Source organism: Acinetobacter sp. TYF_19 (assembly GCF_043105125.1).
Classification (GTDB): Bacteria; Pseudomonadota; Gammaproteobacteria; order Pseudomonadales; family Moraxellaceae; genus Acinetobacter; species Acinetobacter johnsonii.
Genome location: NZ_JBICLH010000088.1, coordinates 99,250 through 125,586, shown reverse-complemented (window position 1 = coordinate 125,586; position 26,337 = coordinate 99,250). Strand labels below are relative to the sequence as shown.

Sequence of the window (26,337 nt, the reverse complement as noted above, 5' to 3'; positions counted from 1 at the left end):
CGCTAATCGCTGAGGGGGATTTTTTTATGTGTGAAATAATAAAAAATGAACGAATCAATCGGCTAATTGAGGTTTAGAATATACATCTATATAAATGGTAAAAAGCCAGCAAAAGCCAGCATTTGCTGACTTTTATGTCATATTTAAAAAGGTAACAGAGCAACTTTTAACGTTTCTTGAAGTGCTTTAACTTGTTTGGTTGGCATGCTTTCTATCGTGGCAATCAATTTATTCTCTAAACAGTGGAATTATGTGCCAACTAAGCAATTATTTGGAGAGAATAGCCATTTATGAAGCGAAAATGGATCAGGAATTAGTGATTTATATGCTACAAATTATGGTTTTATACAAGGGATTATGCTTTAGATCAGTTAGGTTATGTACAATAAAAGAACTTCACCGTAAGTCTACCAAATGTGTGTTTTTTAATTAAATCAATACAATGCAGTAAATACTATATAGTTTACTGCATAGTGTTGCTGAAATCGTTTAATTGCACACAGAAAACCTTATTAAAAGAACATGCATCATGAATTTCGCAGTTTAGGTATCGTATCTAGCTGTCGATGTGCATGTTTTAATGCCGTTCTTAAACCTTCTTCAAGGGTTGGGTGATAAAACGGTTTTTCCAAAATTTCATCGACGGTCAGTTGTTCTGCAATCATCCATGCCAGTAAATGGGCCAAATGTTCAGTAGACTCTGTGAGTAATTCAGCACCCAGTAGCTTTCGGCTGCTTTTATCTACATACACTTCGATGGCCCCATGGTTTTTACCCAGAACTAATGCACGTCCTTGTTTAGCATAAGAGACTTCGCCGATGACAAAATTGATAGGTGCACTTTGTAGTTGCTTAAAGTTTTGTCCAACCATTGCCATTTCTGGGCTACTAAACACGATACCTAAAGGTGTTAGGGTCTTACATGATTCTATAGTGGGAAAGTTCAATGCATTTTTGACCGAAACTTTACCTTCGTGTGCGGCTTCATGTTGTAGTGGAGTATCAGTATGTGCATCGCCAATGACAAAAATCGGGTAGTCGGCAAGTTGTTTGCTCTCAGGATCAACAGGTAAATGTTTTAAGTCTGTGAATGAGGTGTCGATATTTTCGAGTTTAAGGGTATTTAAAAGACTGCTACGTCCTGTAGCGACCAATAAATAATCGACGTTGAGTGTTTTAGGCTGACCATTTTCAATAAAACTAATTTCAACTTGATCGTTTATATACTTAACTTTAGTGGGTAAAACTTCGAACTTGATCTCAAGTTCAGCGCTAATTTCTGTTTGTGCTAACTGTTGCAATTTTGGACTAGTCAGAACGCCGACTTTACGACTACGTGCAAAGACGGTGGTATTGACGCCAAGTCGTTGCATGGCTTGCGCAAGTTCAATTGCGATGACGCCACTCCCAATCACCGCTAAAGATTTGGGTAAAGCATTAAGTTCAAAGATTTGATCGGAGGTGATGAGTCGATCACCGAGTTCACTCTTCCATGCTGGGTCAAAGCTAGGTGTGGAGCCTACAGCTAAAATAAAGCTTTTGGCTTGGTAGTGCTGCCCATTAACTTCGACCGTTTTTGAATCGACAAAGCGAGCACGGCCCTGAATTTTATGGGACTCAGGCCAGCTCTCTACGGTTTTAAGGGTACTATGAGTAAAGCGATCACGGAGTTTTTGTACGTGTTGCATGACCTGAATATTGTCTATTTTTGACTCTACTTGTAATCCGACACGATCCGCATGTTGAATATCATGCATACGATTTGCTGTAGAAATTAGGACTTTTGATGGCATACAGCCAACACGTGCACAAGTGGTGTCCCATGGCCCATCATTAATGATTAATAGATTTTGTGTGGACTTCACGGCTTGTTGGTAGGCTGCGATACCCGCAGTTCCAGCCCCAATAATAATCAGATCATACATAAGCAAACGTTTATCTAAGCGAGACATACTCTATAGTTAACATATTCAGGGCTGTAGATGATTATATTTTGTAAAAAACGGCACTAGATGCCGTCTTTACTTTACTTTCATTTGACTTATAAGCCAGTACCAACGCTTACCCCAACGGTAGGACGTACATTCATTGAACTACATGCTGTCATTAAGGTACAGCAGAGTAAAAGCAGCAACAGTCTATTCATGGAGTAATCCTCGTTGTTTTGCCTGATTGAACAGCAGACTAGAGCGAGTACCACTCTTACAGACCATTAAAATAGGCTTGGGCAATTCATTATAATATTTAGCAAATTCGACCACGTCTGTTTCAGAAATTTTACTGCTGGTAACCGGTTGGTAAATTACGCTGACTTTGGACTGTTCCGCAATATTACGCAGTTGATCAACGCGAATGGTATTACCTTGTTCTTGATCTGGTCGGTTGACAATGACCGACTTAAAACCTTGTTTTATCAACTGTTGAAACTTGTCTTGGGTCATTTCCCCTGAAACGCTGAGCTGCGGGCTGAGTGCTTGACTCAGGTTATTCGTTGCCGCCCACAATGCACTGCTCGTTAAAATCAGAGCAGTGCAGATGACACTTTTAAACAACCGTTTAGTCATCTAACAGGTCCATTTGTTTCGCAAGTTGGTATAAGTTGTTTGAGCGATTGCCTGTACGGCAGAACATTAAAACAGGTTTTGGTAGCTCATTGAAATGATTGGCAAAAGTGCGCACATCCATTTCTGTGATTTGACCTGCAACGACAGGTTGATAGACATAATCTAGGCCTGCAACACGTGCTGCTTCTTCAATTTGAGCGCTGGTCGGTTGTTCTGGACCACCTTCCATATCTGGGCGGTTATTGATCACAGATTTAAACCCTTTTTCAACCACTTGAACCAAATGTTCTGGGCCAATTTGACCTGCAAAGCCTACATTTTCGCTCATGCTGTCACTCCAAAATTAAACTAATCGAGATATGCTTTATGATAGCATTAAGCTGAAAGTTCAGCCTATGCTGTTGAAATATTTATAAGCGATTACAACCATAAAATAACGCAATGGAGCAGGTATGCACGCCTATACCGTTGAACCGCTATATGTCAAAAGTGGCCAAGAGGTCATTGCTGCGGATTTTTATCGTCCGAAAACCGAAGAAAAACCAGCAGTGATTGTGATGGCCCATGGCTTGGCTGGGCTGCGCCAATTCAAACTAATCCAATTTGCGCAGCGTTTTGCACAAGCGGGTTATGCAGTCGTGTTATTTGACTACCGTTATTGGGGCGGGAGTACGGGGCGCCCAAGAGAGCTGGTGTCGATTAAAAAGCAGCTCGAAGACTGGCGCACCATGATTAACCACCTCAAAGAACGTAAGTCGATCGATAGTCGACGGATCGTGCTGTGGGGGACGGCACTCAGCGGTGGATATGTACTCGATATTGCTGCAGAGTTCAAAAATGTTCAGGCGGTGATGGCGCAAGTGCCTTTTGTCGATGGTGCTGAAAGTGCCAAGCTTTACCCGTTACAGCAACTCCCGAAAGCGTTAAAACTATCGAGCCAAGATTATATGGGGGGGAAAGTGGGGATGTCCCCGACCACTTTACCTGTGGTTAATCCACGAGAGTTATGTTTTTTACCGACGCAAGATGCGTATTTGGGTTATCGTTCGATTATTAATCCTGATTATTATTGGAGTGGTGAGATACCTGCCCGATTATTTTTTAATTTAATTCGTTATCGTCCGATTCAAAATGTCAGACAAATTAATATTCCTGTACTTTTCATTGCCGCCAAGCATGATAGTTTAATTCCGATTGAATCCAGTCGTGAAGCCGCGACCAATATTGCCCCTTTTGTTCAATATCATGAATGGGAGATGCAGCATTTTGATATTTATCATGCCAGTTGGTTTGAAAAAGCCATTTCGACCCAATTAGAATTCTTACATCAACATATTGGAGTCAACTAAATGATTATCGTCTGTCCTACTTGTTTGGCCAAAAATCGTGTGCCTGAAGAGAAATTGAGTGCTAATCCGAGCTGTGGTCAATGCCACGCAGCGCTTTTACCTGCGGTACCGATTGAATTGAATGAGCAGAATTTTAGCCAGTTCATTAGCCATAGCGATTTGCCTGTATTTATTGATTTATGGGCAGAGTGGTGTGGTCCATGTAAAATGATGGCTCCGCACTTTGCTGAAGTGGCTAAGCAAAATCCGCAGGTTATTTTTGCCAAAATTAATACCGAAGAATCTCCACGATTAAGTAGTGCCTTTAATGTGCGAAGTATTCCAACCTTAGTTTTAATGAATAAAACTACTGAAATTGCTAGAATAAGCGGCGCGCTCCGTGCGCCACAATTGCAACAATGGTTAGATCAACAGTTGCAAGCCCAGTCATAATGAAAATTGGAGTCAACGTGTCAGAGATTCATGTGAAACCAGAAGGGATGCTATCTCTTCAAACGATTGCAATGCCAGCTGATACCAACTGGAGTGGAGATGTGTTTGGTGGTTGGATTGTGTCACAAATGGATTTGGCCGGCGCAATTCACGCAGAACGCTTTAGTAAAGGGCGTTGTGCAACGATTTCAATTAATCAGATGACGTTCTTGGTCCCTGTCAAAGTCGGGGACGTGATTAGTTGTTATACTAAAATTTTAAAAGTAGGCAATACGTCTATTCAGATGGAAATTGAAGTGTGGGATAGCCATGACAGTTCACGTCCACCTGTACGTGTGACTGAAGGCGTGTTTACCTTTGTTGCTGTTGATGTCAAAGGCAATAAACGTCAAATTCCAGCGGATGTTAAAGAAAAATTCCTTGCAAGCCAATCCAACTAAAGCTTGAGTTGGTCTGCAAAAAAAGCCAGTGTAATCACTGGCTTTTTTTATTGCTATTCCATGCAGTCCGATGGATTAAAACATAGTATTGCGGTTGGCGGACTCCGCGGGAATGCTTTGTATCACATCCCAATGTTCTACAATTTTGCCTTGTTCGACGCGGAAAATATCAACAACGGCCTCACCACCATCTTGTGCATTTTGAGTGGAATGTACATGGAGCACCACCAAATCACCTTCGGCTACGACACGCTTGATGGTGTTTTTTGCATCAGGATGTTCTTTAAAGTACTGGGTGAAGTAGTTTACAAAAGGTGCTTTGCCGTCTGCAACATAGGGATTATGTTGAATGTATTGTATACCAATATAGCGGTCAGAATAGGTTTGAACCTGATGCTTGCTAAAAACGCCTTCATAAAAGTCCACCACAATTTTTTTATTCTGTTCGGTCAGGGCAGAGGTAGAATGGTGACTCGGCGTTGTTGAAACCGATGAGTTGGCTAGTTGTGCTGTTGGCAGGCCACCAGCCCCAAAGAAAATAAGGCAGTCGCTAAAATTAGTCTTTTTTTCATCAAGTCAGCTCAAATATTCATGTTATGTAGCATGATTTTGAGCTGAGTCGAAGCACAGATATAGTAAGTTTTAGTCGCAGCTTTAGCGTGTTCTTGTAAATTTTATACTTACCAAACAGTAAGTTATATTTACATTTTTACTTTTTTAATGATGCTTTGTCGAGCCACGCCCATAACATTTCACATTGAACGGGTGCTTCACCCGATTCATCCATTACTGTCACAGAAACTAAAGTTTCACCTTTAGCGGTGGTTTGCATCAGCTGCTGTTGTTCTGGTGTTAAGGTGGCTGTCGCTGTCATGGCACCTTTACTCGGACGTTTAAAGTCAACGTGCATGCTTTTAATCAGAACGATGCAATGATCAGGTACATTCATCCCTGTTACAAAACCGGTTGCTGTTTCAGCAATTAAAGCCATGGCGCAGGCATGCAGTTGACCAATATGGTTTTGCATGGCACGGTGATTTTCGATTTTGACCACGACTTCGCTGTGACTGACTTGCAAATAACGAATATTGGCACTGCCGACCATGGGAACTATGCGACCAAAAGCTTGACTCCATAATCGCGTACGCAACGCTTTCGGCAAGCGTGACGTGGTTTTTACAAGTTTTGATAAGCGATTGGCCTTTGGCATAGTTACCTCAAATGATCAAACAAGAGTATTAGTCTTTAAAGTTATTGAACTGTAAAGGCAGACCAAATTGTTGTTCTTTTAAAAAGGTCATTACTTGCTGTAATGTATCGCGCTTTTTATCAGTCACACGAATTTTGTCGCCTTGAATTGAAGATTGCACTTTAATGCCGCTTTCTTTAATGGCCTTGTTAATTTTTTTTGCGGTATCTGAGTCAAGTCCGTCTTTTAATTTCACCACTTGAAGTACATTTTTACCTGAAGCAGTCATTTTTTGTGGATCAAGCGCTTGAATATCGACTTTACGCTTAAAGAAATGGTTCTCTAACATGGTATACACTTGTTCACACTGGAAATCACTTTCAGTTGAGATTTTGATTTCTTTGTTTTTTTCATTGAGTTCAATAGAAACATCCTGACCACGGAAGTCGAAACGGGTTGCGATTTCCTTTTGGGTGTTCTGAACGGCATGATTTACTTCAAAAATTTCTAATTCTGAAACAATATCAAAAGATGGCATGGATTAAACCTTTACAAATGGAAAGAATATCTGAGATGCTAGGGATGTTTTCTTCATTTGCCAAGTGTTGTTTACATCAAAGGAGTGCGCAATGATCCGTAAACAAGAAATTACAACATTTGAGTTCCCAGAGGATGCGATCATCTGGGATGTACGCGATTCAAGTGCTTATGCTGAAGCACACGTGAAAGGGGCGATTAATCAGCCAATCACAGAACTTTCAGCACAAAGCCTTACTCAAGTGTCGACGGATCAACCGATTTACATTTTATGTGGTGGCGGTAGTAAAGCGCCACGTGCTGCAGAGTTACTCGAAGGTTTTGACAGTGCGCGTGAGTATGTGATTTTAATGGGGGGTACCCGTGCTGCTCGTGATGCTGGTTTAGCCTTAGAACAAAGTAATTAAGCAGAAGCAAAAAAAGCGCCGTCAGGCGCTTTTTTAATGTCTTAGAAATTTACATTTCTCTATTTATAGCTCTATATGCTGTACTTGAGTCATAAGCAGAACTAAGACTGCGCTTTAAAATAAGGCTTTTTGGCTTTGAGCTTTTTATGGAATCTGGTCGGACTGAGCTTTTGTAGCAGTGACTCAGGAACAGGGCAGGCCTCTTTCAGTATCTGCGCCGCTAAAATTTCACTACATAAAGGGGCAAACAAAAAGCCTTTAGAACCCAAGCCAGCAAAGCTATAAATTTCAGTCTGTTCAGACATTTTTCCAAGGACTGGAAAATAGTCCAGACTTTGCGCGCGAACAGATGCACGGCCTTGCCAAGTCGTCACATCAGGAAGCGATTGTGCATAATGTGGAAAGACACTGTGGATAAGCTCGTAGTTATGCATATGGTCTTCAAGCAAAACATCGCTATCGTCTCGATTGGGATAGAAGGATGCACCTAAAATGAACTGTTGAGCATCAAGCTGCATACAGTAGCCGCCATAGCTATAGGCTTGATCGAGGGCCAAAGGTTGTGCAGTATTCTCCACCCAACTGACTTGTCCGCGAATGGGCTTCAGCACAGGGTACTGCTCAAAGAAAGCAGCCGTGTGGCGTGCACAACAGACAATCACGTGATCAAACTGACCGAGAGATTGGGTTTGCTCATTGAAAAGTTCATTGTGCTCTGGATGGATTTGAGTAATGTTGGCTTGTACGAACTGAATGAGCGGATGCGCTAAGATTTGATCTTTGATTTGATGTGGTGAGACAGCGCCAGCTTCAGTTAGATTCAGACTTGGATATTCAGTAATTAACGCAGAATCAGCAGCGGTTTCGGCTGTCATAAGACCTGCAGGATATTGTTGTTCGAGATCGAGTAAGTCTTCGGCTTTTTTCAGCGCCAGTTGATGTACTTGAATGGGGCGAAAAGCCTGAAACTTGGGATAGTGCTGTAAAGCATGTTGCCAAGCCAAGGTCATTAAATGTTCATGACTTTGTTCAATCGGACAAAGTTTGGGGTTGAGTAAGGCCAGCGGATTGCCTGAACCTCCTGCAAGTGGCTCAGATTGGTCGTAGAGCGTGACTTGGTGCCCACGCTCAGCAAAGGCCCATGCACTACTTAAACCTGCAATCCCTGCGCCAATGATAGCAATTTGGCGTTGTTTAAAAGTGTATGCTACTTGATCAGGTTGATTTTGATTCAATACTGATTGGGTATCTACAGCATCTGATGTATTTTCAGGCTCAGCAGATAACCAGATGGCTTTGAGCATTTCGCGTTTATGCTTATAGCCACGCGGACGTGAAATAGAAATACCATGCTGTGTTAAACCACGTTTGAGCACGCCTGCGACACTAAATGAAGAAAATGTCGTTCCAATACCAGATAAGCGAACGATGTGATTCAGTACTTGCTCTTCCCATATGTCTGGGTTACAGGCAGGCGCAAAACCATCGAGGAACCATGCGTTAACGCTACTGGTTTTTACCATGCTTGGGAAAACATCGTGGGCATCGCCTAACCAAAGGTCAAGGCTAAAACGTTCCTCAGGGAAGTTCAGGCGATGACAACCCGCAATTGGGTGCGGGTACTGTGCGATCAGTTGATCGGCGATCGGTTTGAGGTCAGGCCAGACATTGAGTGCACGTATCAGATCCGTTTTAGACAGCGGAAATTTTTCAACTGAAATGGCATGAAGGTGGCTGTGGTTATTTGGGCGAACCTGTTGCCAAAGTTGCCAAAGCGCCAAGATGTTGAGCCCTGTGCCAAAGCCTGTTTCACCAACACTAAAATATTCAAAGGGCTGAAGATTGGACAGACGCTCAGGTAAATCATTGCCATTTAAAAACACATGGCGAGTTTCGAGTAGGCCATTGTCTTTGGAAAAATAGACATCGCCAAATTGTTTTGAGACTGGCACATCTATGCCATCAATCTGTTGCCACTCTAAATCGGCAGTTTGAATTGCACGCGACACAACCACAGCACCCTATTGTTTTCAATAGGGCTTAGCTTACCACTGACGACGACGTTTGGTATAAACATAACTGGCAATTAAGAAACCCAGTAATACACCAACAGCGATGGTTGCCGCACCGTAGAGGAACATTTGCGCACTACGTTCGCTTTGTAAGACCTGAACTTGTACACCGAGGCTATCATTTTTGAGTTGAAGCTCTTGGTTTTGCGCCAAAGCATCGAGATTGGCTTTTTCCAATTGTGCAAGACGTGAAGCTTGGTCTTTGACCAATGCTTTGACTTTGGCATCTTGCAATGCTTTGTTCTTTGCCAGTTGTTCAGCGGTGAGTGGTTTGGCTTCTTGCGGTTGACCTGTTGGGCTAACTGTGGCCACCGCAGGAATGATTTTCGGTTGAGTCGTACTGCCTTGCACTTGAACAGGTGCGGCAGTCGTTGCTGGTACAGCAGGGGCTACACTTGGGGCAGGAGCGGTTTCAACGGCCCACGCCATAGAAGAAAGAAGAGATAAGCCCAATAAGCTTGTGACAACAACGCGCATGACCTTATCCTTGAGGGAATGCTTTATTAAATGGTTTAACATCAATCTGACGATAAACCCCTGCTTTTAAGAATGGCTCTTCCTGTAACCAGACATCGAGTGTTTCACGGGAGTCAAAGTCAACAATGATTGTACTGCCGTAAAAGCCTGCTTGCGGATTGCTTGGATCTTTCGGCATCGCTCCTGCAACAATTAAACGACCTTCATCATTGAGCTTTTGTAAACGAGCAAGATGTTCTGGACGTGTAGCAAGACGTTTTTCGACTGTACCTTCTTGATCGGTACATGTGACGACGAATAGCGGCATAAGAGTTCTCGATGTATATTCTGGCTAAATTACTCTTCAGAAGATTTAAAGTATTTACGCAATACAATAAACTGAATAATGATAAAGGAAAACATCACGATCATGTCACCAAAAGCCGTGAATTCTCCCCAATATTTTCCGTCCATAAATAAAAATGCGAAAAATACGTGTAAAAAAGACATGAGGGCAAACATAGCAGCCCATGCAAAGTTTAAATTTATCCAACCCGAGTCGGATAAATTGAAGATTGGGCCGAACAAGCGTTTGATCAGCGGTTTGCGTTCTTTGCCAAAATAAGGAGAAAGTAAGAAAGCGCCTGAGAAAATAATATTCAGTAAGGCCGCTTTGAGTTTGATGTAAAAGTCATCCGACAGCATTAAGGTGACACCGCCGAAAATAACCGTCATAAACAACACAATCCACTGTTGTTTGTCTAAACGGAACTTTTGCATGAAGAACAGTGCGCCGTAAACTACTAGCATCGAAATAATCAAACCTGTGGTCGCTACAAGAATATTATTATTATCGACACCCCCAGCAGAACCAATCAATTGGAGCAATGGGTGATCAGTATTTTTAGGATCTACAGTTTTATATAAATAAAAGAAAATTATCAGCGGCACAAAGTCTAAAAGTGCTTTCATGTTAGAGTATCTAAATCTGTTCAAATAAATAGCTAGTATAAGTGATGGAAGGCGTAGATTTACATACTCACAGCAATATTTCTGATGGTACTTTCACACCGAAGCAATTGGTTGATGCTGCCGCGGAAAAAGGCATCCACACCTTGGCTTTGACAGACCATGACACCATGGATGGTCTTGCGTTGGCAGAGTTGGCTGCAAAGTCACATGCGATGCGTATTATTTCGGGTGTAGAAATTTCGAGTCAGTGGTCGAGACCCTCAACCCAGAAAAACTATGGTGTGCATGTGGTTGCATTGAATATACAAGACTTAGAAACACTGCAAAAATGCCTTGAACAGCAAAAACAAATCCGTGCGCGACGAGCTAAGCAAATCTGTGATTTGTTGATTCCACTGATTGGTGAAGATATTTATCTCGATGTTTTGGCGAAAGTTGAACAGATGCCTGACCGTGTGACTCGAACCCATATTGCTAAGACCTTGGTTGAAAAAAAATATGTGAGTCGTGTGCAACAAGCGTTTGATAAATATATTAAGGAAGGTAAGAAAGCCTACGTGAAATTTGATGGGCTGGGTTTAGAAGAGACCATTCAAGTGATTCATGCCAGTGGTGGTTTTGCCGTATTGGCGCATCCGACACGTTATGACTTATCTGCTACTAACATTCGTTATCTGATTGAAATATTTGCGCAGTTTGGTGGGGATGCGGTTGAATTGCCGCCCAATGCCGAACCGACATCTACCCGTCAAATGGTGGACCGGATGATTGCCGAGCATGGTTTAAAAGTATCGGTCGGGAGTGACTTTCATGGTGACAATATGCCGTGGATTAAGTTGGGCAATATTCCCAGAGTCAAAGACGGACAAGTGGGGATTTGGGAAAGTTTTATCTAAGGAGTACAGGTCATTCCCACCTTCTCCATGAGTTATGTAGCCTAAGAGAAGGTAAGCATGAGCTCGATTAGAGTAAGTTATTGTCTTGTGCTTGAATGGGGGGTGGAGTCGGTTTACCTAAAGTCCCAAGCAGTTCAATTTCGATGGTACGTACCATCGAGTCCAGCGGCAAGTCATTACTTTGCGTTCCGAAAGGTTCTTCAATTTCCGAACTCAAAGCATCGAGTCCTAAGAAAGTATAGGCCAACACACCAACCAATAGTGGGGTGAAAATACCCAAAGTTGAACCCAAGCTAAACGGTAAAATGAGGCAGAAAAAATACACCGTACGATTGAGTAATACCGAGTAGGCAAAAGGTAGCGGCGTTGTCGCAATACGGTCACAACCGGTTTGCACCACACTCAAGTCAGCAACGTGCTGATTTAGCTGCGCATAGACAATGTCACTAATTTCACCTTCTTTTAATGCCTGCATCAACTCCCACTGAATCAGATTGAGCGTATACTGTGGGGCATTGGCTTGTTGATATAGCTGAGTCAGCGCATTTTGACTTAAGCCACTGGTTTGCACCAGTTCCGTTGGATTGGCCGTTTGATGGCGTAAACGGTCGCGTAAGACATTGGCAAAGACAATCACATGTTGAATTACACGTTCACGACGACCTTGGGTCAAGATACGACAGTCACGGTCAAAGTGACGTGAGTTGGCAATTAAAATGCCCCATAACTTCCGTGCTTCCCACCAACGGTCATAGCAGGCACTATTTTTAAAGCCGAGGAAAATGGAAAGCACGACCCCAATGAGGGTGAAGCCGACCAAAGGCAGTTCAGGGAAGTGGAAATAGCCGACATAGGACAAAATGCCAATAATGGCAGAGACCAACATGACCACGCCCAAAGGCGGTAAAACTTTGGGAAGAATGGTGCCACGCCATGAAAAAAGCACTTTAAAAATACTGGGCTGATCACGCACAATCATGTGATTAGAATTCTTTTAAAATTTTGCTTGATCTTCATATTTGTCGTCGTATTTGTCAATCATTTGTCTGCATATTTAAACGGATTGGATCAGGCTGTGTTCAGCAAAAGAAAAAGCACCTTCGGGCGATAAAATGAAATGATCAATCAGTTGAATATCCACGAGCTGACTGGCTTGAAGAATGCGCTCGGTCAGTTCGATGTCCGCCGTGGAGGGGTGAGCTTTTCCAAGCGGATGATTATGTGCAATCACGATAAAGGTAGCGTGTTGAGCTATACAGTAACGTAGCAATTGATTGATCGATATTTCACAGGAATTCACTGCCCCAAAAAACAATTTTTTAAAGTTTATTTTTCTTAAATGTGCATCCAAGCAGAGCACCGCAAAGACTTCTTGGTTTTCGCCTGAAAACTCATACTGTAAAAATTTGAGCAGTTGAGCTGAATGATTGAGTTCCAACTTGTGTTGCTTGAGCTGCTGGCTACTGTAGCGTCGCCCCAATTCTTTGACGGCCATTAATTGTGAATACTTGGTCGGGCCAATGCCGTGAAATTGGCTGAGCTCGGGCAGTTCAGCATCAAAAACCGCATTCAGACTACCAAAATGTTGCAACAAAAGACGTGCCAATTCGACCGCAGAATGTTGCGTTGAACCCGAACGGATGAAAATAGCCAGCAGTTCTGCATCGGAGAGGCTGGTTGGTCCTTGTTGTAATAAGCGTTCACGTGGCCGCTCTTGTTCGGGCCATTTTTTTATGGATAAGTGCATTATTTAATACTTTTTTATTCTTAATCTGAGAAACAGGGCCCAATCGATGATTGGGTACGAGACTATTTAATGCTATTGTGAGCGCCACTGCAACAGAAAGGTAGCCTGTTCGTGAGCTTTGATCTCAGTGTAATTCCAAATAAAAATATCCTTTTAGCTGTTACGGGCGGTATTGCTGCCTATAAAAGTGCCATTTTGGTTCGCCGTTTAAAAGATGCGGGTTTTCAAGTCCGTGTGGTGATGACCGAAGGTGCGCAGGCTTTTATTACGCCGCTAACTTTTCAAGCTTTGTCGGGCAACCCCGTCCATACAGAACTTCTCGACCCTGAAGCTGAAGCGGGCATGGGGCATATTGAGCTGGCACGTTGGGCAGACTTGCTCTTGGTTGCGCCTGCCAGTTGCAACACCATTGCAAAGTTTGCTGCGGGTTTAGCCGATGACTTGCTTTCTACTTTATATTTAGCCACCAAAGCCCCTGTATGGGTCGCACCAGCCATGAACCAACAAATGTGGGCAGCAAAAGCGACGCAGCGTAATTTAGCGACTTTGGTGGAGGATGGCGTGCATGTGATCATGCCAGATGCAGGTGCACAAGCTTGTGGTGATGTCGGGTTAGGCCGTATGCCTGAGCCTGAGGATTTGGCACATCAAGTGACAGAATACTTCCATAAAGCGCAGCGTGCCATGGCTGAAAAATTTGGGATGTTGGCGGGTAAAAAAGTCACCATTACTGCTGGGCCAACGCGTGAAGCAATTGATCCTGTGCGTTATATTTCCAACCACAGTACCGGAAAAATGGGCTTTGCTATTGCTGCTGCCTGTTATGCGGCAGGAGCCAAAGTGACTTTAATTGCAGGTCCCGTCAGCTTAGACACACCGAACGGTGTACGCCGAATCAATGTTTCATCTGCCATGAAAATGCTGGATACCAGCATGCAAATGTTAGATGAAGGCTGTGATGTGTTTATCGCTACGGCTGCTGTTGCGGACTATCGTGTTGCAGAAGTCGCAGAGCATAAGATTAAGAAAGCAGGGGACGAGCTCAATGTTTCTTTAATCAAAAACCCTGATATTGTGGCGACCATTGCACAGCAAGATAAACGCCCATTCATGGTGGGTTTTGCAGCAGAAACACGCAATGTCGAGGAATATGCCGCAGGTAAATTGGTGGCGAAAAAGCTCGATATGATTGCCTGTAATGATGTGTCACGTCCTGATATTGGTTTTGCTTCTGATGAAAATGCGATGACGGTCTTTTTTGCAGAAAGCTATAAAATGGAAAAGCGCGATTTGGAAAAAGCGTCGAAACAAGAAATTGCTTTACAGTTGGTTGAAGCGATTCACGATGCTTTACATCGAGAACCTGAAAGTGATGATGATTTTTAATTTACATCGGTCTTCATTTTTGCGATATTCAATGCAGCCTTAGGCTGCATTTTTTTGCAAACTCATAGGAATAAGAATGAAAACATTATTAAAGGTTGTGCTGTTGAGCAGTGGTTTATGTTTGGCAGGACTTGCACAAGCGTCGGAAGTGCTAGAAGGTGCGATGAAATCTTTGGCGAAAAACTCAAAAGCTTTTACTCAAGCCAAGACTGCCACAGAGGCGAATACCGCATTAACTGAAATGCAAAAAGCCGCGGCAACTGCCAAACAAAACAAGCCTGACAGTTTGGTGAAACAACCGAAAGACAGTGTTAAAGTGAAACAATATGAACAAAAGTTTGATGCATTAACCCAAGAAATTGAACATGCTCAACATTTGGTACATGCTGGGAAACTTGCGGAAGCCAAACAAAGTTCAGCTAAGTTTGAGGCTATTAAGCAGCAAGGCCATAAAGCATTTAAATAATTCAGTACAATAAAAAAGACCGCAAAAGCGGTCTTCTTTATGTTTGAAGGGCTTAAAGTTTTAAGCTTGACCTTCAACAGCAGCTGCTTGAGCACGCTGCATATTTGCTTCGAACTCAGCATCAAAGTTAATTGGTGTAAGTAACAATTGCGGGAAACTGCCTTTAGTTACCATATCATTCACCGCTTCACGAAGGAACGGGAACAAGATGTTCGGGCAATATGCACCTAAGATGTACGGAAGACGTTCTTCTTCAACACCATCTACAAGAAAAATACCCGCTTGAGTAACATCGACAATAAACGCCGTGTCGCCTGCATTGTTTGCTTGTACAACCACTTTAAGTGAAACTTCGTAGTGAGTTGGATCAACTTTTTCAGCAGAAGATGACAAGTTGATGTTCAACTCTGGTTGCCACTCTTTGGTAAAAACTTGCGCCCCAGGGACTTCAAAAGAAATATCTTTTGTATAAATACGTTCTAAAGCAAGTTGTGGTTGAGCTTCACTCATTTTCTAATCCTTAATATGCTGAGCTAATTATGCCAATAGTTGGTCGAGTTTGCCTTCACGCTCTAAAGCATAAAGCTGATCAAAACCACCAATAAATTGGTCATCAATAAAAATTTGTGGAACCGTACGGTGATTGGTGCGTTGCATCAATTCAATGCGGACTTCTGGCGCTTCTTTAGATAAATTAATTTCTTTATATTCAACGCCTTTACGCTCAAGGAGCTGCTTTGCGCGAACGCAATATGGACATACAGTCGTTGAGTAAATAGTGACTTGAGCCATGAGTTTCTCCTTGTGCGAATTATTTAGCTTTAACCAGTGGTAAGCCTTGAGCCTTCCAGTTGCTAATCCCGCCATCTAAACGATAGCTGTCAGTATGTGCAACTTGTTGTAAAGCGGTACCTGCCACTTGGCCTAAGTTACAGATGAACACGAGTGGACGATCTGCAGCTTTTAACTCTTCAGCATGTTTTGTAATTTGGCTGTAGGGAATGTTGCGACTTCCACTGATATGACCTTCACGGAAATCTTTGGCATCACGTAAGTCAATCAACATGGCATTTTTAGCTTTCACTAAAATACCTAAAGATTGTGGTGAAATTTTGCGACCATTGCGTTGTCCTTCAAGTACGAAAAACAAAACAACCAATACCGCAAGTGTTCCAAATAAGAAGGGGTGATTCCCCATAAACTCGAACCAACGTTCCACAAGTCACCTAAATTACAATTCAAAAATTGCTAGAGAGTATAGCTCATAAAATATGGTGATCAAAATCACCGCTTCAAGGGCTAAGGTTGAATAAAAATTAATTTTTTTGCTGAGCTTCAGCAATTTCATCAATCAGACGTAAATAGCTGTCTAAACGGCGCGTTAAAATTTCACCATTTGCCGCAGCTAAGCGTAAAGCGCATTGTTTTTCATGTTTATGGGTGCAGTTACGGAACTGACAGTAGCCCAGCAAGTTTTCAATTTCAGGAAAACCGCGTTGCACTTTGTCCGCATCTAAGTGCCATAATCCAAACTCACGAATTCCTGGTGAGTCAATCAGCGAGGCGCCTTCGCCAAAACCAATCAAACGGGTAGAGGTCGTGGTGTGCTGACCTAAGGCTGAGTTTTCAGAAATCACATTGGTTTTTTGTGCAGCGTCAGGCACGATGGCATTAATCAGGGTGCTTTTACCAACGCCAGATTGGCCAACAAAAGCCACAGTTTCATTTTTTAAACGCTGAGTCAGTGCTGTTAAGTCACCATCGGCTTGTGTTTGCATCACTTCATAGCCTAAGGCTTGATATTCTGCAATCAACGCTAAAATCGGGTCATTGTCTTTGAGCAAATCGGTTTTGTTCAGCACTAAAAGTGCTGGAATGTTGGCATCGGCACAGGCCACCAAATAACGGTCAATCAGACCTGGTGCTGGCTCAGGCAGTGGCGCAAATACAATCACAATCAGACTGATATTGGCAGCGACAGGTTTTACTTTATGATAACGGTCTGGACGAGTCAGTAGTGACTGACGTGGCTGTATGGCATTGATGATCCCGAGCCCTGTATTTGGGTCGGCTTGCCATTTGACACGATCACCTGTGACCAGTAGTTCGAGGTTGGTGCGTGTATGACAGCGCCAAATGCTGCCGAGTTCAATCGGTTTCCAAAACGGTTCAGGTTCGCCTGCTTGTACTGTCGGTTTGATGGGATGTGGATCCGGAGTCGTAAGGGCTTGCACTTCAAGCTGACGGCCATAGTGTTGTACCACCAAGCCTTCTAAGTCATTTGAAGTGTCGATATCTTCTTGACGTGTTTGCTGTTGTTTCTGAATGCGACGTTGTTGCTGTTCAGTTAAACGACGTTTACGAATTAAAGCCATTCATATCCTAAAAAACCATGAATTCAAGATGGCAAAAATAGCACGAAGCAGGGTATCAGTTACAGCATCGAAGCAATTAATTTGCTACTATCATCGTTTTTAAGCCGAATAAGATTGCACATTTATGAGCAGCACCGCTGATACGCGTTTGATTTGGATTGACCTTGAAATGACAGGTCTCGATACTGATAATGACCAAATTATTGAAGTTGCTACAATTGTGACGGATGATAACTTAAATATTTTAGCTGAAGGGCCTGTGCTTGCTGTACATCAGCCAGACCGTGTGCTGAATGCAATGGATGAGTGGAACACCCGCCAACATGGTCAATCAGGCTTAATTGAACGTGTACGTCGCAGTAAATTGACTGCGCAAGATGCTGAGCAGCAAACTTTAGAATTTCTAAAGAAATGGGTCAATCCAAAAAGCTCACCAATGTGTGGCAATTCAATCTGCCAAGACCGCCGTTTTTTACACCGTTTAATGCCTGAAATGGAACAATATTTCCATTATCGTAATTTAGACGTGTCTTCGGTAAAAGAGTTGGCTAAACGCTGGCGTCCAGAAATTATGAGTGGCTTGAAAAAGAATGCTTCACACTTAGCGATGGATGACATTCGTGATTCGATTGCGGAACTGAAGTATTATCGTGAATACTTTTTTATTATGAATAAATAAGTAGTAAAGAAAGAGGCGCTAGCCTCTTTTTTATTGAAATCGAATAGAATAGAGCTGAGGGTGTTTGTGTAGAAAAAAGAAACACTTTTTTGCTATACAAGTTTAAAACAAGCTTTATGATAAAGTAAATTAATTAAATTATAACAAAGAGTTGAGTTATGCAAAGTAATAACCCTATTTTGAACCGCGTGGAAACACATGCGGACTATAGTCAACCGATGACTGTTCAAGGTGCTATTCAGAAGTCTGTATTACTTACAGTCATTGCAGCTGTGGTCGGTATGGCACTGTTTTTATACTGTTTCATGACCTTAAATATTTCGCTAGCGTATGCTGCAACCTTAGTCGGTGCGATTGGTGGTCTAATTTTAGGCCTAATTGCAACTTTTAAACCAAATACCGCACGTACCCTTGCTATTCCGTATGCCTTGTTTGAAGGTGCTTTTTTAGGTGGGGTGTCGGTTATTTTTCAATTGAAATATCCGGGTGTCCCTTTACAAGCGCTGTTGGCAACTTTTGTCACCACTTTAGTGATGTTTGGTTTGTATCGTTTCCAAATTATTCGTGCCACTGAAAAATTCAAATCGGTAGTGATGTCGGCATCGATTGCCATCGCGATTGTGTTTGTGGTGCAGATGGTTATGCGTTTGGCTTTTGGTTCAAGCATTCCATTTTTATTTGAAAATAACTTATTAGGTCTAGGTTTTGCCGCTTTTGTTGCAGTGATTGCATCACTGAACTTAATTCTAGATTTTGATTTGATTGAAAGTGCTGCGGCACAACACGCTCCTAAAGCGATGGAGTGGCTGTGTGGTATTGCACTACTAGCGACTCTGGTGTGGATGTATTATTCATTCCTGCGTCTACTCAGCATGCTGCGTGGTGACGACTAAGTTCCACGGTTTTAACAAATACGCCCCTTCATCGGGGCGTATTTGTTATTGAACGTTGATGAATTGAAAAAAGGCGCATTATGCAATTTCGGTTTCAACTTAAACTTGGCATTATGCAGATAAATTATTTTGAGTGAGAGTCACATGGCACAAGGACTATTGGCTGGAAAGCGTTTTTTAGTAGCGGGTATTGCAAGTAAATTATCAATCGCATTTGGTATTGCTCAAGCACTTCACCGTGAAGGCGCGGAACTTGCGTTTACCTATCCAAATGAAAAACTGAAAAAACGTGTAGATGAATTTGCAGCACAATTTGGTTCAACGATTGTTCTACCATGTGATGTGGCTGTCGATGCTGAAATTGAACAGACTTTTGTTGAGTTGGCAAAACACTGGGATGGTTTAGACGGTGTAGTACATTCGATTGGTTTTGCGCCTGCGCATACTTTAGATGGTGACTTTACCGATGTTACGGATCGTGATGGCTTTAAAGTAGCACATGACATCAGTGCATATAGCTTTATTGCTATGGCGCGTGCTGCGAAGCCATTACTTTTAGTTCGTCAAGGTTGCTTGTTGACCTTGACCTACCAAGGTTCTGAGCGTGTGATGCCAAACTACAATGTAATGGGTATGGCAAAGGCATCATTAGAAGCAGGCGTACGTTATTTGGCGTCAAGTTTAGGTGCAGAAGGGATTCGTGTGAATGCGATTTCAGCAGGCCCAATCCGTACTTTGGCGGCATCAGGTATTAAATCGTTCCGTAAAATGTTAGACGTAAACGAAAAAATTTCCCCACTTAAACGTAATGTGACCATTGAAGATGTCGGTAATGCTGCATTATTTCTTTGCTCACCTTGGGCAAATGGTATTACGGGTGAAATCATGTATGTCGATGCAGGTTTCAATACTGTAGGCATGAGCCCAGACTTGATGCTCGATGACTAATCGCTTAGTTAAAATGTAAAAAAACGGCACATCATGTGCCGTTTTTTATTCTGCTTTTTATTGAGGAAGCTGTTGAATCGGGCTACCGCCGAGTGCTTGCATCAAGGTCACATAAGCGTTGTATTGGCTTTGTTTGGTATTGACCAAGGTTAAGCGCGCAGTGCGCGTGGTTTCTTGTTGATCCAACAAGGTTTTTAAAGCAACAGCACCATAGCGATAGCGGACTTGGGTCAAACGTTCCACTTTCTCCGCAAGTTCTAAATTCCGCTGTTGCAATTGCACTTGTTGACTCAACTCAGTTCGTGCAGACAGGGCATTTTCTACATCGGCAAAGGCTTGGTACAAAGTCTGACGATATTGCACGATGGCTTTTTCATAGTCCAATTGACTAACCTCAAGGTCCCGTTTCATGTCGTTATATTGCAAGAACGGTAGACTTAAACTCGCACCTAAGGTTAGGGCAGGGTTTTTGAGTAATTGCGTTAGCGAGGTACTGCTTGAACCAAGATTCCCAGTCAAACTGATCGAAGGATAATAGCTCGCCATGGTGGCATCTTTGGTGGCTAAACTCTCTCGTAAACGTAGCTCAGCCGCTTTTAAGTCTGGACGGCGCGACAAAATGTCGGCTGGTAAGCCCGCTGCGATACTTGGCAAAGCTAAGCGTGGTAAACGCTTTGGTTCATCAATATTCAACTGCTGTACAGGCATATGCAGTAACACGGCAATTGCGGTACGGGTCTCGACCAGACTTTGCTGAATTTGACTCAGACTGGTTTTTTGACTTTGTACTGACTGTTCAGCTTGAGTTAAGTCCAGTCCTGATACAGCACCAGCTTGATACTGAACTTTCACCAAATCATAGAGTTTTTGTGAGGTTGCAAGGCTTTGCTCAGCCGTTGTACGACTTTCATTATAATAGGCCAATTGCCAATATAGCTTCGCCGTGGTGCCAATTAAGCTTTGAGCAGTGGCTTGCAAATCTTGCTCAGTCGCCAGTGCTTCCCATCGCTTTGCTTCAGTTTGGCGGGCCAATTTACCAAATAAATCGACTTCATAACTGAGTCCTGTTTTAGCAGATAATCCGCTTGATGTATCATTTCCATCATTTAAATTAAAACTATGTCCAGTAGATAAACCTGTACTTGAACTCACCCGTGGCTTTTGCTGATTCTCAGCCAGTTCTGCTTGTAAACGCGCTTGCTTTAAAGTCATCCCTGCAACGGCCAAATCGGCATTTTTTGCTAGCACGGCATCGACCAGTTGATTAAGCTGTGCATCGCCAAATAACATCCACCATTGATCGGCATAAATGGCTTGTTGGCGTTGTTGAACAGTTGCACGATCATATTGAAACTGGGCAGGCGTTTGTACCGCGGGTGCTTGATAAGGTGTTTTAACCACAGCTGCACAGCCAACCAACGTGCTACCAAGCAGCATCGCGGTACAAAGGCGCGTTAATAAAAAAGGCATATTTTTTTCCTTATTCTCTGGCAAGTGCTGCAACAGGGTCGAGTTTGGCTGCATTTTTTGCAGGCAAGAAACCAAACACCACACCAATCAAAGTCGAGCATACAAATGCGGCGATAATCGACGTGGTTGAGTAGGCAACCCCGAAATTGTCCCCAGCAAATTTTTGAATGATTTGTCCTAGACCCAGCGAGAGCAACACGCCTAACACCCCACCAATCAGGCAGACTAAAATAGCTTCAATCAGGAACTGCTGCAAAATATCACTTTGACGTGCACCCACCGCCATCCGAACCCCAATTTCTTGCGTCCGTTCGGTCACTGAAACCAACATAATATTCATTACACCAATACCGCCCACCACCAAAGAAATCACGGCAATTGCAGAAACCAATAGGGTCATGGTACTGGTGGTCTTTTCAATGGTTTGGCGAATACTATCGCTGTTCATGGTGAACACATCTTGTTGACCATGGCGCAAGGTGAGTAAGTTCACAATTGCGTTTTCAGCCGCGCTAGTGGAGTACTTATCATTGATTTGCACCACGATATTGCGCACATTACTTTGACCGAGCATACGACTCATGACCGTGGTGTAGGGCATATATACATTCAACGTATCATCGGAACCCATAGCGCTGGTTTGTGGTTCGACTACACCAATAATGCGTGCAGGAACACTGCCCAAAAGTACAACTTGCCCAATCGGACTGCTACCATCACTAAAAAACTGTTTTTGTGTATTGGTGTCAATGACCAAGTCTTGGGTGCGGTCACGGACGCTCCGCTGGTCAAAGGTTTGTCCATTTTTGAAGGTCAGGCCTTTCACTGTGAAATAATCGCCACCGACACCATTAATGGTGGCATTGGCTTCACTTTGTTGATAGCGAATGGTTTTGGATGAACTCACCATGGGACTGACCGCACTCACATACGGTTGGGTGGCGAGCGCTTCAGCATCGGCAGGAACAAGGGTTTTAAAGTTGGCCGTTTTGGAGTTGTCACCAAAACCACGACCTTGGAACACCGTAATGGTGTTGGTTCCTAAACTACTGATGTTACTTAAAATCTGCTGTTGCGACCCATTTCCTAAAGCCACCACCGTTACAACCGAGGCAATCCCGATAATAATGCCGAGCATGGTCAAAAAGGTTCGCATGCGGTGTGCATTCATGGACAAAAGTGCCATACGAAAGGCTTCACCTAAACGGTCGAGTAGGGAACTCCATGCAGAGACACTTTTATTTTTTTCTTGTTGGGCAGAAATCGCAGTTTCTGCATCAGGGTCGCTGTGTAGTTCAGTGTCGTGCTCAGGTTGATTGACTCGGTCTGCAATGATTTGCCCATCACTGATCTCGATAATCCGCGAAGCATTTTTCGCCACTTGCATATCGTGGGTGACCAAAATAATGGTATGACCCGCGGCATTTAACTCACGCAAAATCCGCATCACTTCCACGCCACTATGCGAGTCTAGGGCACCTGTCGGTTCGTCAGCGAGAATGACATCACCGCCATTCATCAATGCTCGTGCAATCGAGACACGTTGTTGCTGCCCCCCAGAAAGTTGACTTGGTCGGTTTTGAGTTTTATTGCCCAGTCCCAATTCTGTCAGTAAAGCAGTGGCACGTTGTTTACGCGCATATGGTGTTGCCCCTGCATAAACTGCAGGGACTTCAACATTACCTTCTGCGGTTAAGTCGCCTAAAAGGTGGTAACGCTGGAAAATGAAACCAAAATACTCACGACGTAGTTCGGCCAACTGATCTGGTTCGAGTTTACCCGTTTCGCGACCATTGACCTGATAACTTCCTGAGGTCGGGCGGTCGAGACAGCCCAAAATATTCATCAGGGTCGATTTACCTGAACCTGACTGGCCGACAATAGCAACTAACTCACCTTCGTAAATGGTCAGATCAATGCCTTTGAGAATTTGGACAGTACTTTCGCCAGCAGGAAACTCTCGCACCAAATTGCTGACTTCAAGCAAGGCTTTTTTGGTCATGCTTACATTCCCATTGGTGGACTGTTGCGACGGCGGTTGCTGCTATTGGCAGAAGCGGCAGTATTCTCCGAACTGTCTGCAATCACCACTTGATCACCTTCTTTTAAGCCTGCAAGCACTTGTGCATTGACGCGGTTATTAATCCCCACCAAAATTTGTTTGGGTTGAGCTGAGCCGTCCGCTTGTAAGACACGAACTACGCTCAGTGTAGCTTTGCCTTCTTTAAGCAATTGTTGTTGTGCTGCATTTAAATTCAGACGTTCAAGACGTGGACCTTGAGGTCGGTCTGAGTCTGATTTACTTTGTGTCGATGACGCAGCTTGCGTATTTGAGCTGCTGTTACGCTTTGCATTTGCAGGACGAGTTGAAATTGCAGAAGAAGGGACTAATAACGCATTTTTTGCAGAATCGAGCACGATGTAGACTTGTGCAGTCATATCAATACGTAACTTGCCATCATGGTTGGGTACATCAAATAGAGCATTGTAGTAAATTGCGGTGCTGGTTGATGTGCTGGTGGTACTTTCATCGGTAATCGAATCTGGTGCAGGCTCAACTTGACGTAGGCTAGCATAACGCTTGCTGTCATCACCTAAAGTGGTGAAATACACCTGTTGGCCTTTTTCAACTTTCATGATGTCCGCTTCACTGACCTGCGCCTTAATGGTCATGTTTTGCAATTTTGCAATTTTAACAATAGTCGGCGCACTTTGATTGGCGTTTACAGTTTGACCTTCCTCAGTCACGATCGCCACCACGGTACCATCAGTAGGTGCCACAATGCGGGTATAACCTATATTGGTTTGTGCAGTCGACTTGGTTACTTTTGCAGATTCAATCTGTGCATCAATCGCTTTAATCTGTGCTTGCGCTGTTTTATAGCTGGCCTCAGCCGATTCTAATTCTGCTTTTGATGTGGCATCTTGCGCATACATTTGTTGTTGACGCTTATATGCCAGTTGCGCCTCATTAAGACTGGCTTCTTGTTGTAGACGCTGCGCTTGCAAATTTTTAATATTGGCTTCTGCTGTTTTGAAGCTGTTTTCTTGGGTGGTTGAATCAATCTGAGCAATCAATTGACCTTGTTTAACTTCATCGCCAAGTTGCACATACATTTTCTGTACTTGACCTGAGACCTGTGCGCCGACACTCACCAGTTTAGTTGCATCTAAAGTACCTGTCGCCAATACCGTATTTTCAAGATCACCACGAGTGACAGATTCGCTAATATACTGTGGTTGTTCTTGTTTTGGTTTGAAATATGTCCACGCGACATAAGCAAGTACGGCAACACACAGTACCGTGATAACCATTTTGACAGCTTTTATTTTTTGCATTGGAATCAGGGAGTAAACAGAATTGCAGATAGTATAAAAGCGAAATACGGATAAATCGTGAATTTTTTGAACAAATAGAAATGATTATTATTTTAAAAAGACTCGTTGCGGTAATTTAAGCGGGAAAGAGTGACTTTCCACACAGCGTTGCAATGGCTTGCATCACGACATGTTCAGCATTTTCATGCCCCAAACCTTTGATCGAAGCATCAATGCGAAGCAGGAGACTGGGCCACGTTAAAAAGCACTGCGGGTTCAGTCGACGTAAGGCGTGTTGATAGACGCTGACTTTATTCTTCCAAATCCCCAGTTGCAGTGCATTTTGCGGTTGCTCAAACAGTTGCATGAGTAAACGCATTTCTTTGCTGATGCTCCACAAAATCAGACTAAGGGGTTCACCTGAGGCAATCAGGTATTGGTAAATTTTAATCGATTGCGCCAGATTGCCTTCGAGCAGAGCGTCACTCAAATCGAAAGTACTATAGCGGGACTGGTCTTGTAAGCAGGCATGTAAATGATCAATCTGAATCAGCTCAACCTCGGCAAAAGTGTCGCTGACACGCATTAAGCTATTTTTAGCTGCAAGTAAGTTGTGTTCATGGTGTTGTTCTAGCCACTGCCATGCATCCTGACTCAGTTTAACCCCAAGCTTATCTGCTTCAATGCTTAAAATCTGCTGACGGTCACGCGGATAATTCGCGGTCAGGGCAACATGCACTCCATTGGCTTCAACCGTTTGGAAAAAGCCCGTTTTTAGGCTGGCGCTGTCCTGTTTTGGCATCACCACCAAAAGCAAGTTCTGTTCATTGCTTTGGATATAGCTTTTTAGCAACTTTAAAGCGTTAGCATCGGGCTTAATATTGCCATGAACTTCAATGGCAAGCTGACTTGAAAATAAGGACAAGCTGTTGAGTGCATTAAAGACATTTTTCCAGTCATTGACATTGTTGATGTCATGCCGTTGTCGTTCAATCTCTTGCTTTTGCCAACTTGCTCGAAATGCATCCAGTAAATTTTGCTCAAGCAATGGTTCTTGACCTTGCATAATCCACGCGCCGCGAGCTTCATCGACACGTTTTAGGGCCTGCAAATAGTCAAGTTTCATTGTTAAACCTTACTGCTGTGCTGGTGGTAGGCGGTTCGAAGAAATCTGACGCACAATTTGTTGAGCGACATCATCCACGATGACTTGATTCAAATAGTTTTTCTCTTGGTCATCGGTATTGACGGTTTCAACGTTGTATTGATAACTACGCGTTGCAACTACGGTCCGTGGTTCAGTGATTGGACGGCCTTGTGCATCTTCAATACGGAAGGTGACATTGAGGCGTAATAATACTTCAATCAGTTTACCGTTCAACTCTAAACGCTGCGGTTTATAATCTAGCACGCGAAGCACATAGGCATCTGATCCAGTGCTCAGCTGTACACCCGACGCACCTAAATAAATGGCCAATTTTTCATGCAGTTCATCGGTGTTCTTCGGAAGCACCAAATTCATTTTTGAATAAGCAATCGGTGTTGCGCTTGGATTGGTGCCTTTTAAATGAAAGCCACACCCGACCAAGCCAGCACTTAGGCCACAAGTTAAAACAATAGCTGCCAAACGTTTGCCTAAATGCATGTGTTGTCCTCTGTTTGCTCTTTTTGATAAAAGAAAAATAATATGTCGTGATTGTATGTGCAAAGCCCGTTGACTGGCAACGGGCTTTGTTTGGGT

General features: G+C 43.3%; 30 protein-coding genes and 1 pseudogene. 10 read left to right on the top strand and 21 right to left on the bottom strand.

What is annotated here, in order from left to right:
- Positions 1–527: 527 nt before the first annotated feature.
- From ACF8FD_RS16045 to ACF8FD_RS16035, 3 genes are all read right to left on the bottom strand, one after another.
- A complete protein-coding gene (locus ACF8FD_RS16045; protein ID WP_279678823.1) occupies positions 528–1,925 on the bottom strand; it encodes a dihydrolipoyl dehydrogenase in 1,398 nt (465 codons plus the stop codon).
- 213 nt (positions 1,926–2,138) lie between these two features.
- A complete protein-coding gene (locus tag ACF8FD_RS16040; protein WP_039890819.1) occupies positions 2,139–2,564 on the bottom strand; it encodes a beta-lactamase hydrolase domain-containing protein in 426 nt (141 codons plus the stop codon).
- Positions 2,557–2,892 (bottom strand): TIGR01244 family sulfur transferase, encoded by a 336-nt coding sequence (locus ACF8FD_RS16035; RefSeq protein ID WP_005401736.1) that lies wholly within the window; start codon positions 2,890–2,892, stop codon positions 2,557–2,559. The genes ACF8FD_RS16040 and ACF8FD_RS16035 overlap by 8 nt, the downstream gene beginning before the upstream one ends.
- A 124-nt stretch (positions 2,893–3,016) precedes the next feature.
- On the opposite strand from ACF8FD_RS16035, the gene ACF8FD_RS16030 reads away from it, so the two are divergent.
- From ACF8FD_RS16030 to ACF8FD_RS16020, 3 genes are read left to right on the top strand one after another with little or no spacing between them, the layout of a single operon-like run.
- A complete protein-coding gene (locus ACF8FD_RS16030) occupies positions 3,017–3,913 on the top strand; it encodes an alpha/beta hydrolase (RefSeq protein WP_010327559.1) in 897 nt (298 codons plus the stop codon).
- Positions 3,914–4,345 (top strand): thioredoxin TrxC, encoded by a 432-nt coding sequence (trxC, locus tag ACF8FD_RS16025; RefSeq protein ID WP_010327558.1) that lies wholly within the window; start codon positions 3,914–3,916, stop codon positions 4,343–4,345. It begins immediately after the preceding gene.
- Between the two features lie 17 nt (positions 4,346–4,362).
- Entirely contained in the window at positions 4,363–4,785 is a 423-nt protein-coding gene (locus tag ACF8FD_RS16020) for an acyl-CoA thioesterase (protein WP_010327557.1), read from the top strand.
- Between the two features lie 75 nt (positions 4,786–4,860).
- Here ACF8FD_RS16020 and ACF8FD_RS16015 read toward each other — a convergent pair.
- From ACF8FD_RS16015 to ACF8FD_RS16005, 3 genes and pseudogenes are all read right to left on the bottom strand, one after another.
- Positions 4,861–5,357: pseudogene (locus tag ACF8FD_RS16015) on the bottom strand (ester cyclase).
- A gap of 137 nt (positions 5,358–5,494) precedes the next feature.
- Complete coding sequence (locus tag ACF8FD_RS16010; RefSeq protein ID WP_010327555.1) at positions 5,495–5,995, bottom strand: DUF4442 domain-containing protein; 501 nt, start codon at positions 5,993–5,995, stop codon at positions 5,495–5,497.
- A 28-nt stretch (positions 5,996–6,023) separates the two neighbouring features.
- Positions 6,024–6,512 carry a YajQ family cyclic di-GMP-binding protein gene (locus tag ACF8FD_RS16005; protein ID WP_004697619.1) on the bottom strand — a complete coding sequence of 163 codons (489 nt, stop codon included), beginning with the start codon at positions 6,510–6,512 and terminating at the stop codon, positions 6,024–6,026.
- Positions 6,513–6,603: 91 nt separating this feature from the next.
- On the opposite strand from ACF8FD_RS16005, the gene ACF8FD_RS16000 reads away from it, so the two are divergent.
- Entirely contained in the window at positions 6,604–6,918 is a 315-nt protein-coding gene (locus tag ACF8FD_RS16000; RefSeq protein WP_004983438.1) for a rhodanese-like domain-containing protein, read from the top strand.
- A 101-nt stretch (positions 6,919–7,019) separates the two neighbouring features.
- Here the strand turns inward: ACF8FD_RS16000 and mnmC are convergent, their stop codons facing one another.
- From mnmC to ACF8FD_RS15980, 4 genes are read right to left on the bottom strand one after another with little or no spacing between them, the layout of a single operon-like run.
- A complete protein-coding gene (gene mnmC, locus ACF8FD_RS15995; RefSeq protein WP_392453569.1) occupies positions 7,020–8,933 on the bottom strand; it encodes an FAD-dependent 5-carboxymethylaminomethyl-2-thiouridine(34) oxidoreductase MnmC in 1,914 nt (637 codons plus the stop codon).
- A gap of 30 nt (positions 8,934–8,963) precedes the next feature.
- A complete protein-coding gene (locus tag ACF8FD_RS15990) occupies positions 8,964–9,467 on the bottom strand; it encodes a hypothetical protein (RefSeq protein WP_078390225.1) in 504 nt (167 codons plus the stop codon).
- A 4-nt stretch (positions 9,468–9,471) separates the two neighbouring features.
- Positions 9,472–9,774, bottom strand: coding sequence for a YciI family protein (locus tag ACF8FD_RS15985; protein ID WP_279678817.1), 303 nt, complete (start codon positions 9,772–9,774; stop codon positions 9,472–9,474).
- Between the two features lie 29 nt (positions 9,775–9,803).
- Positions 9,804–10,418, bottom strand: coding sequence for a septation protein IspZ (locus tag ACF8FD_RS15980; RefSeq protein ID WP_078390224.1), 615 nt, complete (start codon positions 10,416–10,418; stop codon positions 9,804–9,806).
- Positions 10,419–10,462: 44 nt separating this feature from the next.
- Here ACF8FD_RS15980 and ACF8FD_RS15975 point away from each other — a divergent pair, with 44 nt between their 5' ends.
- On the top strand, positions 10,463–11,314 hold the full coding sequence (locus tag ACF8FD_RS15975; protein WP_279678815.1) for a PHP domain-containing protein: 852 nt from the start codon (positions 10,463–10,465) through the stop codon (positions 11,312–11,314).
- A gap of 67 nt (positions 11,315–11,381) precedes the next feature.
- Here ACF8FD_RS15975 and ACF8FD_RS15970 read toward each other — a convergent pair whose 3' ends face one another.
- Both ACF8FD_RS15970 and radC read right to left on the bottom strand, forming a co-directional pair.
- Complete coding sequence (locus ACF8FD_RS15970) at positions 11,382–12,293, bottom strand: bestrophin family protein (RefSeq protein WP_279678813.1); 912 nt, start codon at positions 12,291–12,293, stop codon at positions 11,382–11,384.
- A 75-nt stretch (positions 12,294–12,368) separates the two neighbouring features.
- The gene (gene radC / locus ACF8FD_RS15965; RefSeq protein WP_062031250.1) at positions 12,369–13,061 is read right to left on the bottom strand and encodes a DNA repair protein RadC; all 693 of its coding nucleotides are present in this window, start codon (positions 13,059–13,061) and stop codon (positions 12,369–12,371) included.
- A gap of 111 nt (positions 13,062–13,172) precedes the next feature.
- Between radC and coaBC the strand changes: the two genes are divergently transcribed.
- Entirely contained in the window at positions 13,173–14,447 is a 1,275-nt protein-coding gene (gene coaBC, locus ACF8FD_RS15960) for a bifunctional phosphopantothenoylcysteine decarboxylase/phosphopantothenate--cysteine ligase CoaBC (protein WP_062031246.1), read from the top strand.
- Between the two features lie 76 nt (positions 14,448–14,523).
- Complete coding sequence (locus tag ACF8FD_RS15955) at positions 14,524–14,913, top strand: cytochrome b562 (protein ID WP_234304480.1); 390 nt, start codon at positions 14,524–14,526, stop codon at positions 14,911–14,913.
- 60 nt (positions 14,914–14,973) lie between these two features.
- Here ACF8FD_RS15955 and secB read toward each other — a convergent pair whose 3' ends face one another.
- From secB to rsgA, 4 genes are all read right to left on the bottom strand, one after another.
- On the bottom strand, positions 14,974–15,423 hold the full coding sequence (secB, locus tag ACF8FD_RS15950) for a protein-export chaperone SecB (protein ID WP_004697631.1): 450 nt from the start codon (positions 15,421–15,423) through the stop codon (positions 14,974–14,976).
- 27 nt (positions 15,424–15,450) lie between these two features.
- On the bottom strand, positions 15,451–15,705 hold the full coding sequence (grxC, locus tag ACF8FD_RS15945) for a glutaredoxin 3 (RefSeq protein ID WP_004697632.1): 255 nt from the start codon (positions 15,703–15,705) through the stop codon (positions 15,451–15,453).
- Between the two features lie 19 nt (positions 15,706–15,724).
- Positions 15,725–16,132 carry a rhodanese-like domain-containing protein gene (locus ACF8FD_RS15940; protein ID WP_004697633.1) on the bottom strand — a complete coding sequence of 136 codons (408 nt, stop codon included), beginning with the start codon at positions 16,130–16,132 and terminating at the stop codon, positions 15,725–15,727.
- A 97-nt stretch (positions 16,133–16,229) separates the two neighbouring features.
- Positions 16,230–17,288 carry a ribosome small subunit-dependent GTPase A gene (gene rsgA / locus ACF8FD_RS15935; RefSeq protein WP_004983468.1) on the bottom strand — a complete coding sequence of 353 codons (1,059 nt, stop codon included), beginning with the start codon at positions 17,286–17,288 and terminating at the stop codon, positions 16,230–16,232.
- A 124-nt stretch (positions 17,289–17,412) separates the two neighbouring features.
- On the opposite strand from rsgA, the gene orn reads away from it, so the two are divergent.
- The 3 genes from orn (at position 17,413) to ACF8FD_RS15920 (ending at position 19,808) form a co-directional block, all read left to right on the top strand.
- Complete coding sequence (gene orn, locus ACF8FD_RS15930; protein ID WP_004697635.1) at positions 17,413–17,967, top strand: oligoribonuclease; 555 nt, start codon at positions 17,413–17,415, stop codon at positions 17,965–17,967.
- A 158-nt stretch (positions 17,968–18,125) separates the two neighbouring features.
- A complete protein-coding gene (locus ACF8FD_RS15925) occupies positions 18,126–18,860 on the top strand; it encodes a Bax inhibitor-1/YccA family protein (RefSeq protein WP_004697636.1) in 735 nt (244 codons plus the stop codon).
- 144 nt (positions 18,861–19,004) lie between these two features.
- Entirely contained in the window at positions 19,005–19,808 is an 804-nt protein-coding gene (locus ACF8FD_RS15920) for an enoyl-ACP reductase (RefSeq protein WP_004697637.1), read from the top strand.
- A gap of 57 nt (positions 19,809–19,865) precedes the next feature.
- On the opposite strand, the gene ACF8FD_RS15915 is transcribed toward ACF8FD_RS15920, so the two are convergent.
- The 5 genes from ACF8FD_RS15915 to lptE all read right to left on the bottom strand — a co-directional run bounded on the left by ACF8FD_RS15915 (position 19,866) and on the right by lptE (position 26,241).
- Positions 19,866–21,278 (bottom strand): efflux transporter outer membrane subunit, encoded by a 1,413-nt coding sequence (locus ACF8FD_RS15915; protein WP_279678812.1) that lies wholly within the window; start codon positions 21,276–21,278, stop codon positions 19,866–19,868.
- Between the two features lie 10 nt (positions 21,279–21,288).
- On the bottom strand, positions 21,289–23,280 hold the full coding sequence (locus tag ACF8FD_RS15910; protein WP_279678811.1) for a MacB family efflux pump subunit: 1,992 nt from the start codon (positions 23,278–23,280) through the stop codon (positions 21,289–21,291).
- Between the two features lie 2 nt (positions 23,281–23,282).
- Entirely contained in the window at positions 23,283–24,617 is a 1,335-nt protein-coding gene (locus ACF8FD_RS15905) for a MacA family efflux pump subunit (protein WP_234304482.1), read from the bottom strand.
- Positions 24,618–24,732: 115 nt separating this feature from the next.
- On the bottom strand, positions 24,733–25,722 hold the full coding sequence (gene holA, locus ACF8FD_RS15900; protein WP_004983481.1) for a DNA polymerase III subunit delta: 990 nt from the start codon (positions 25,720–25,722) through the stop codon (positions 24,733–24,735).
- Between the two features lie 9 nt (positions 25,723–25,731).
- The gene (gene lptE, locus ACF8FD_RS15895; protein WP_234304483.1) at positions 25,732–26,241 is read right to left on the bottom strand and encodes an LPS assembly lipoprotein LptE; all 510 of its coding nucleotides are present in this window, start codon (positions 26,239–26,241) and stop codon (positions 25,732–25,734) included.
- Between the last annotated feature and the right edge of the window lie 96 nt (positions 26,242–26,337).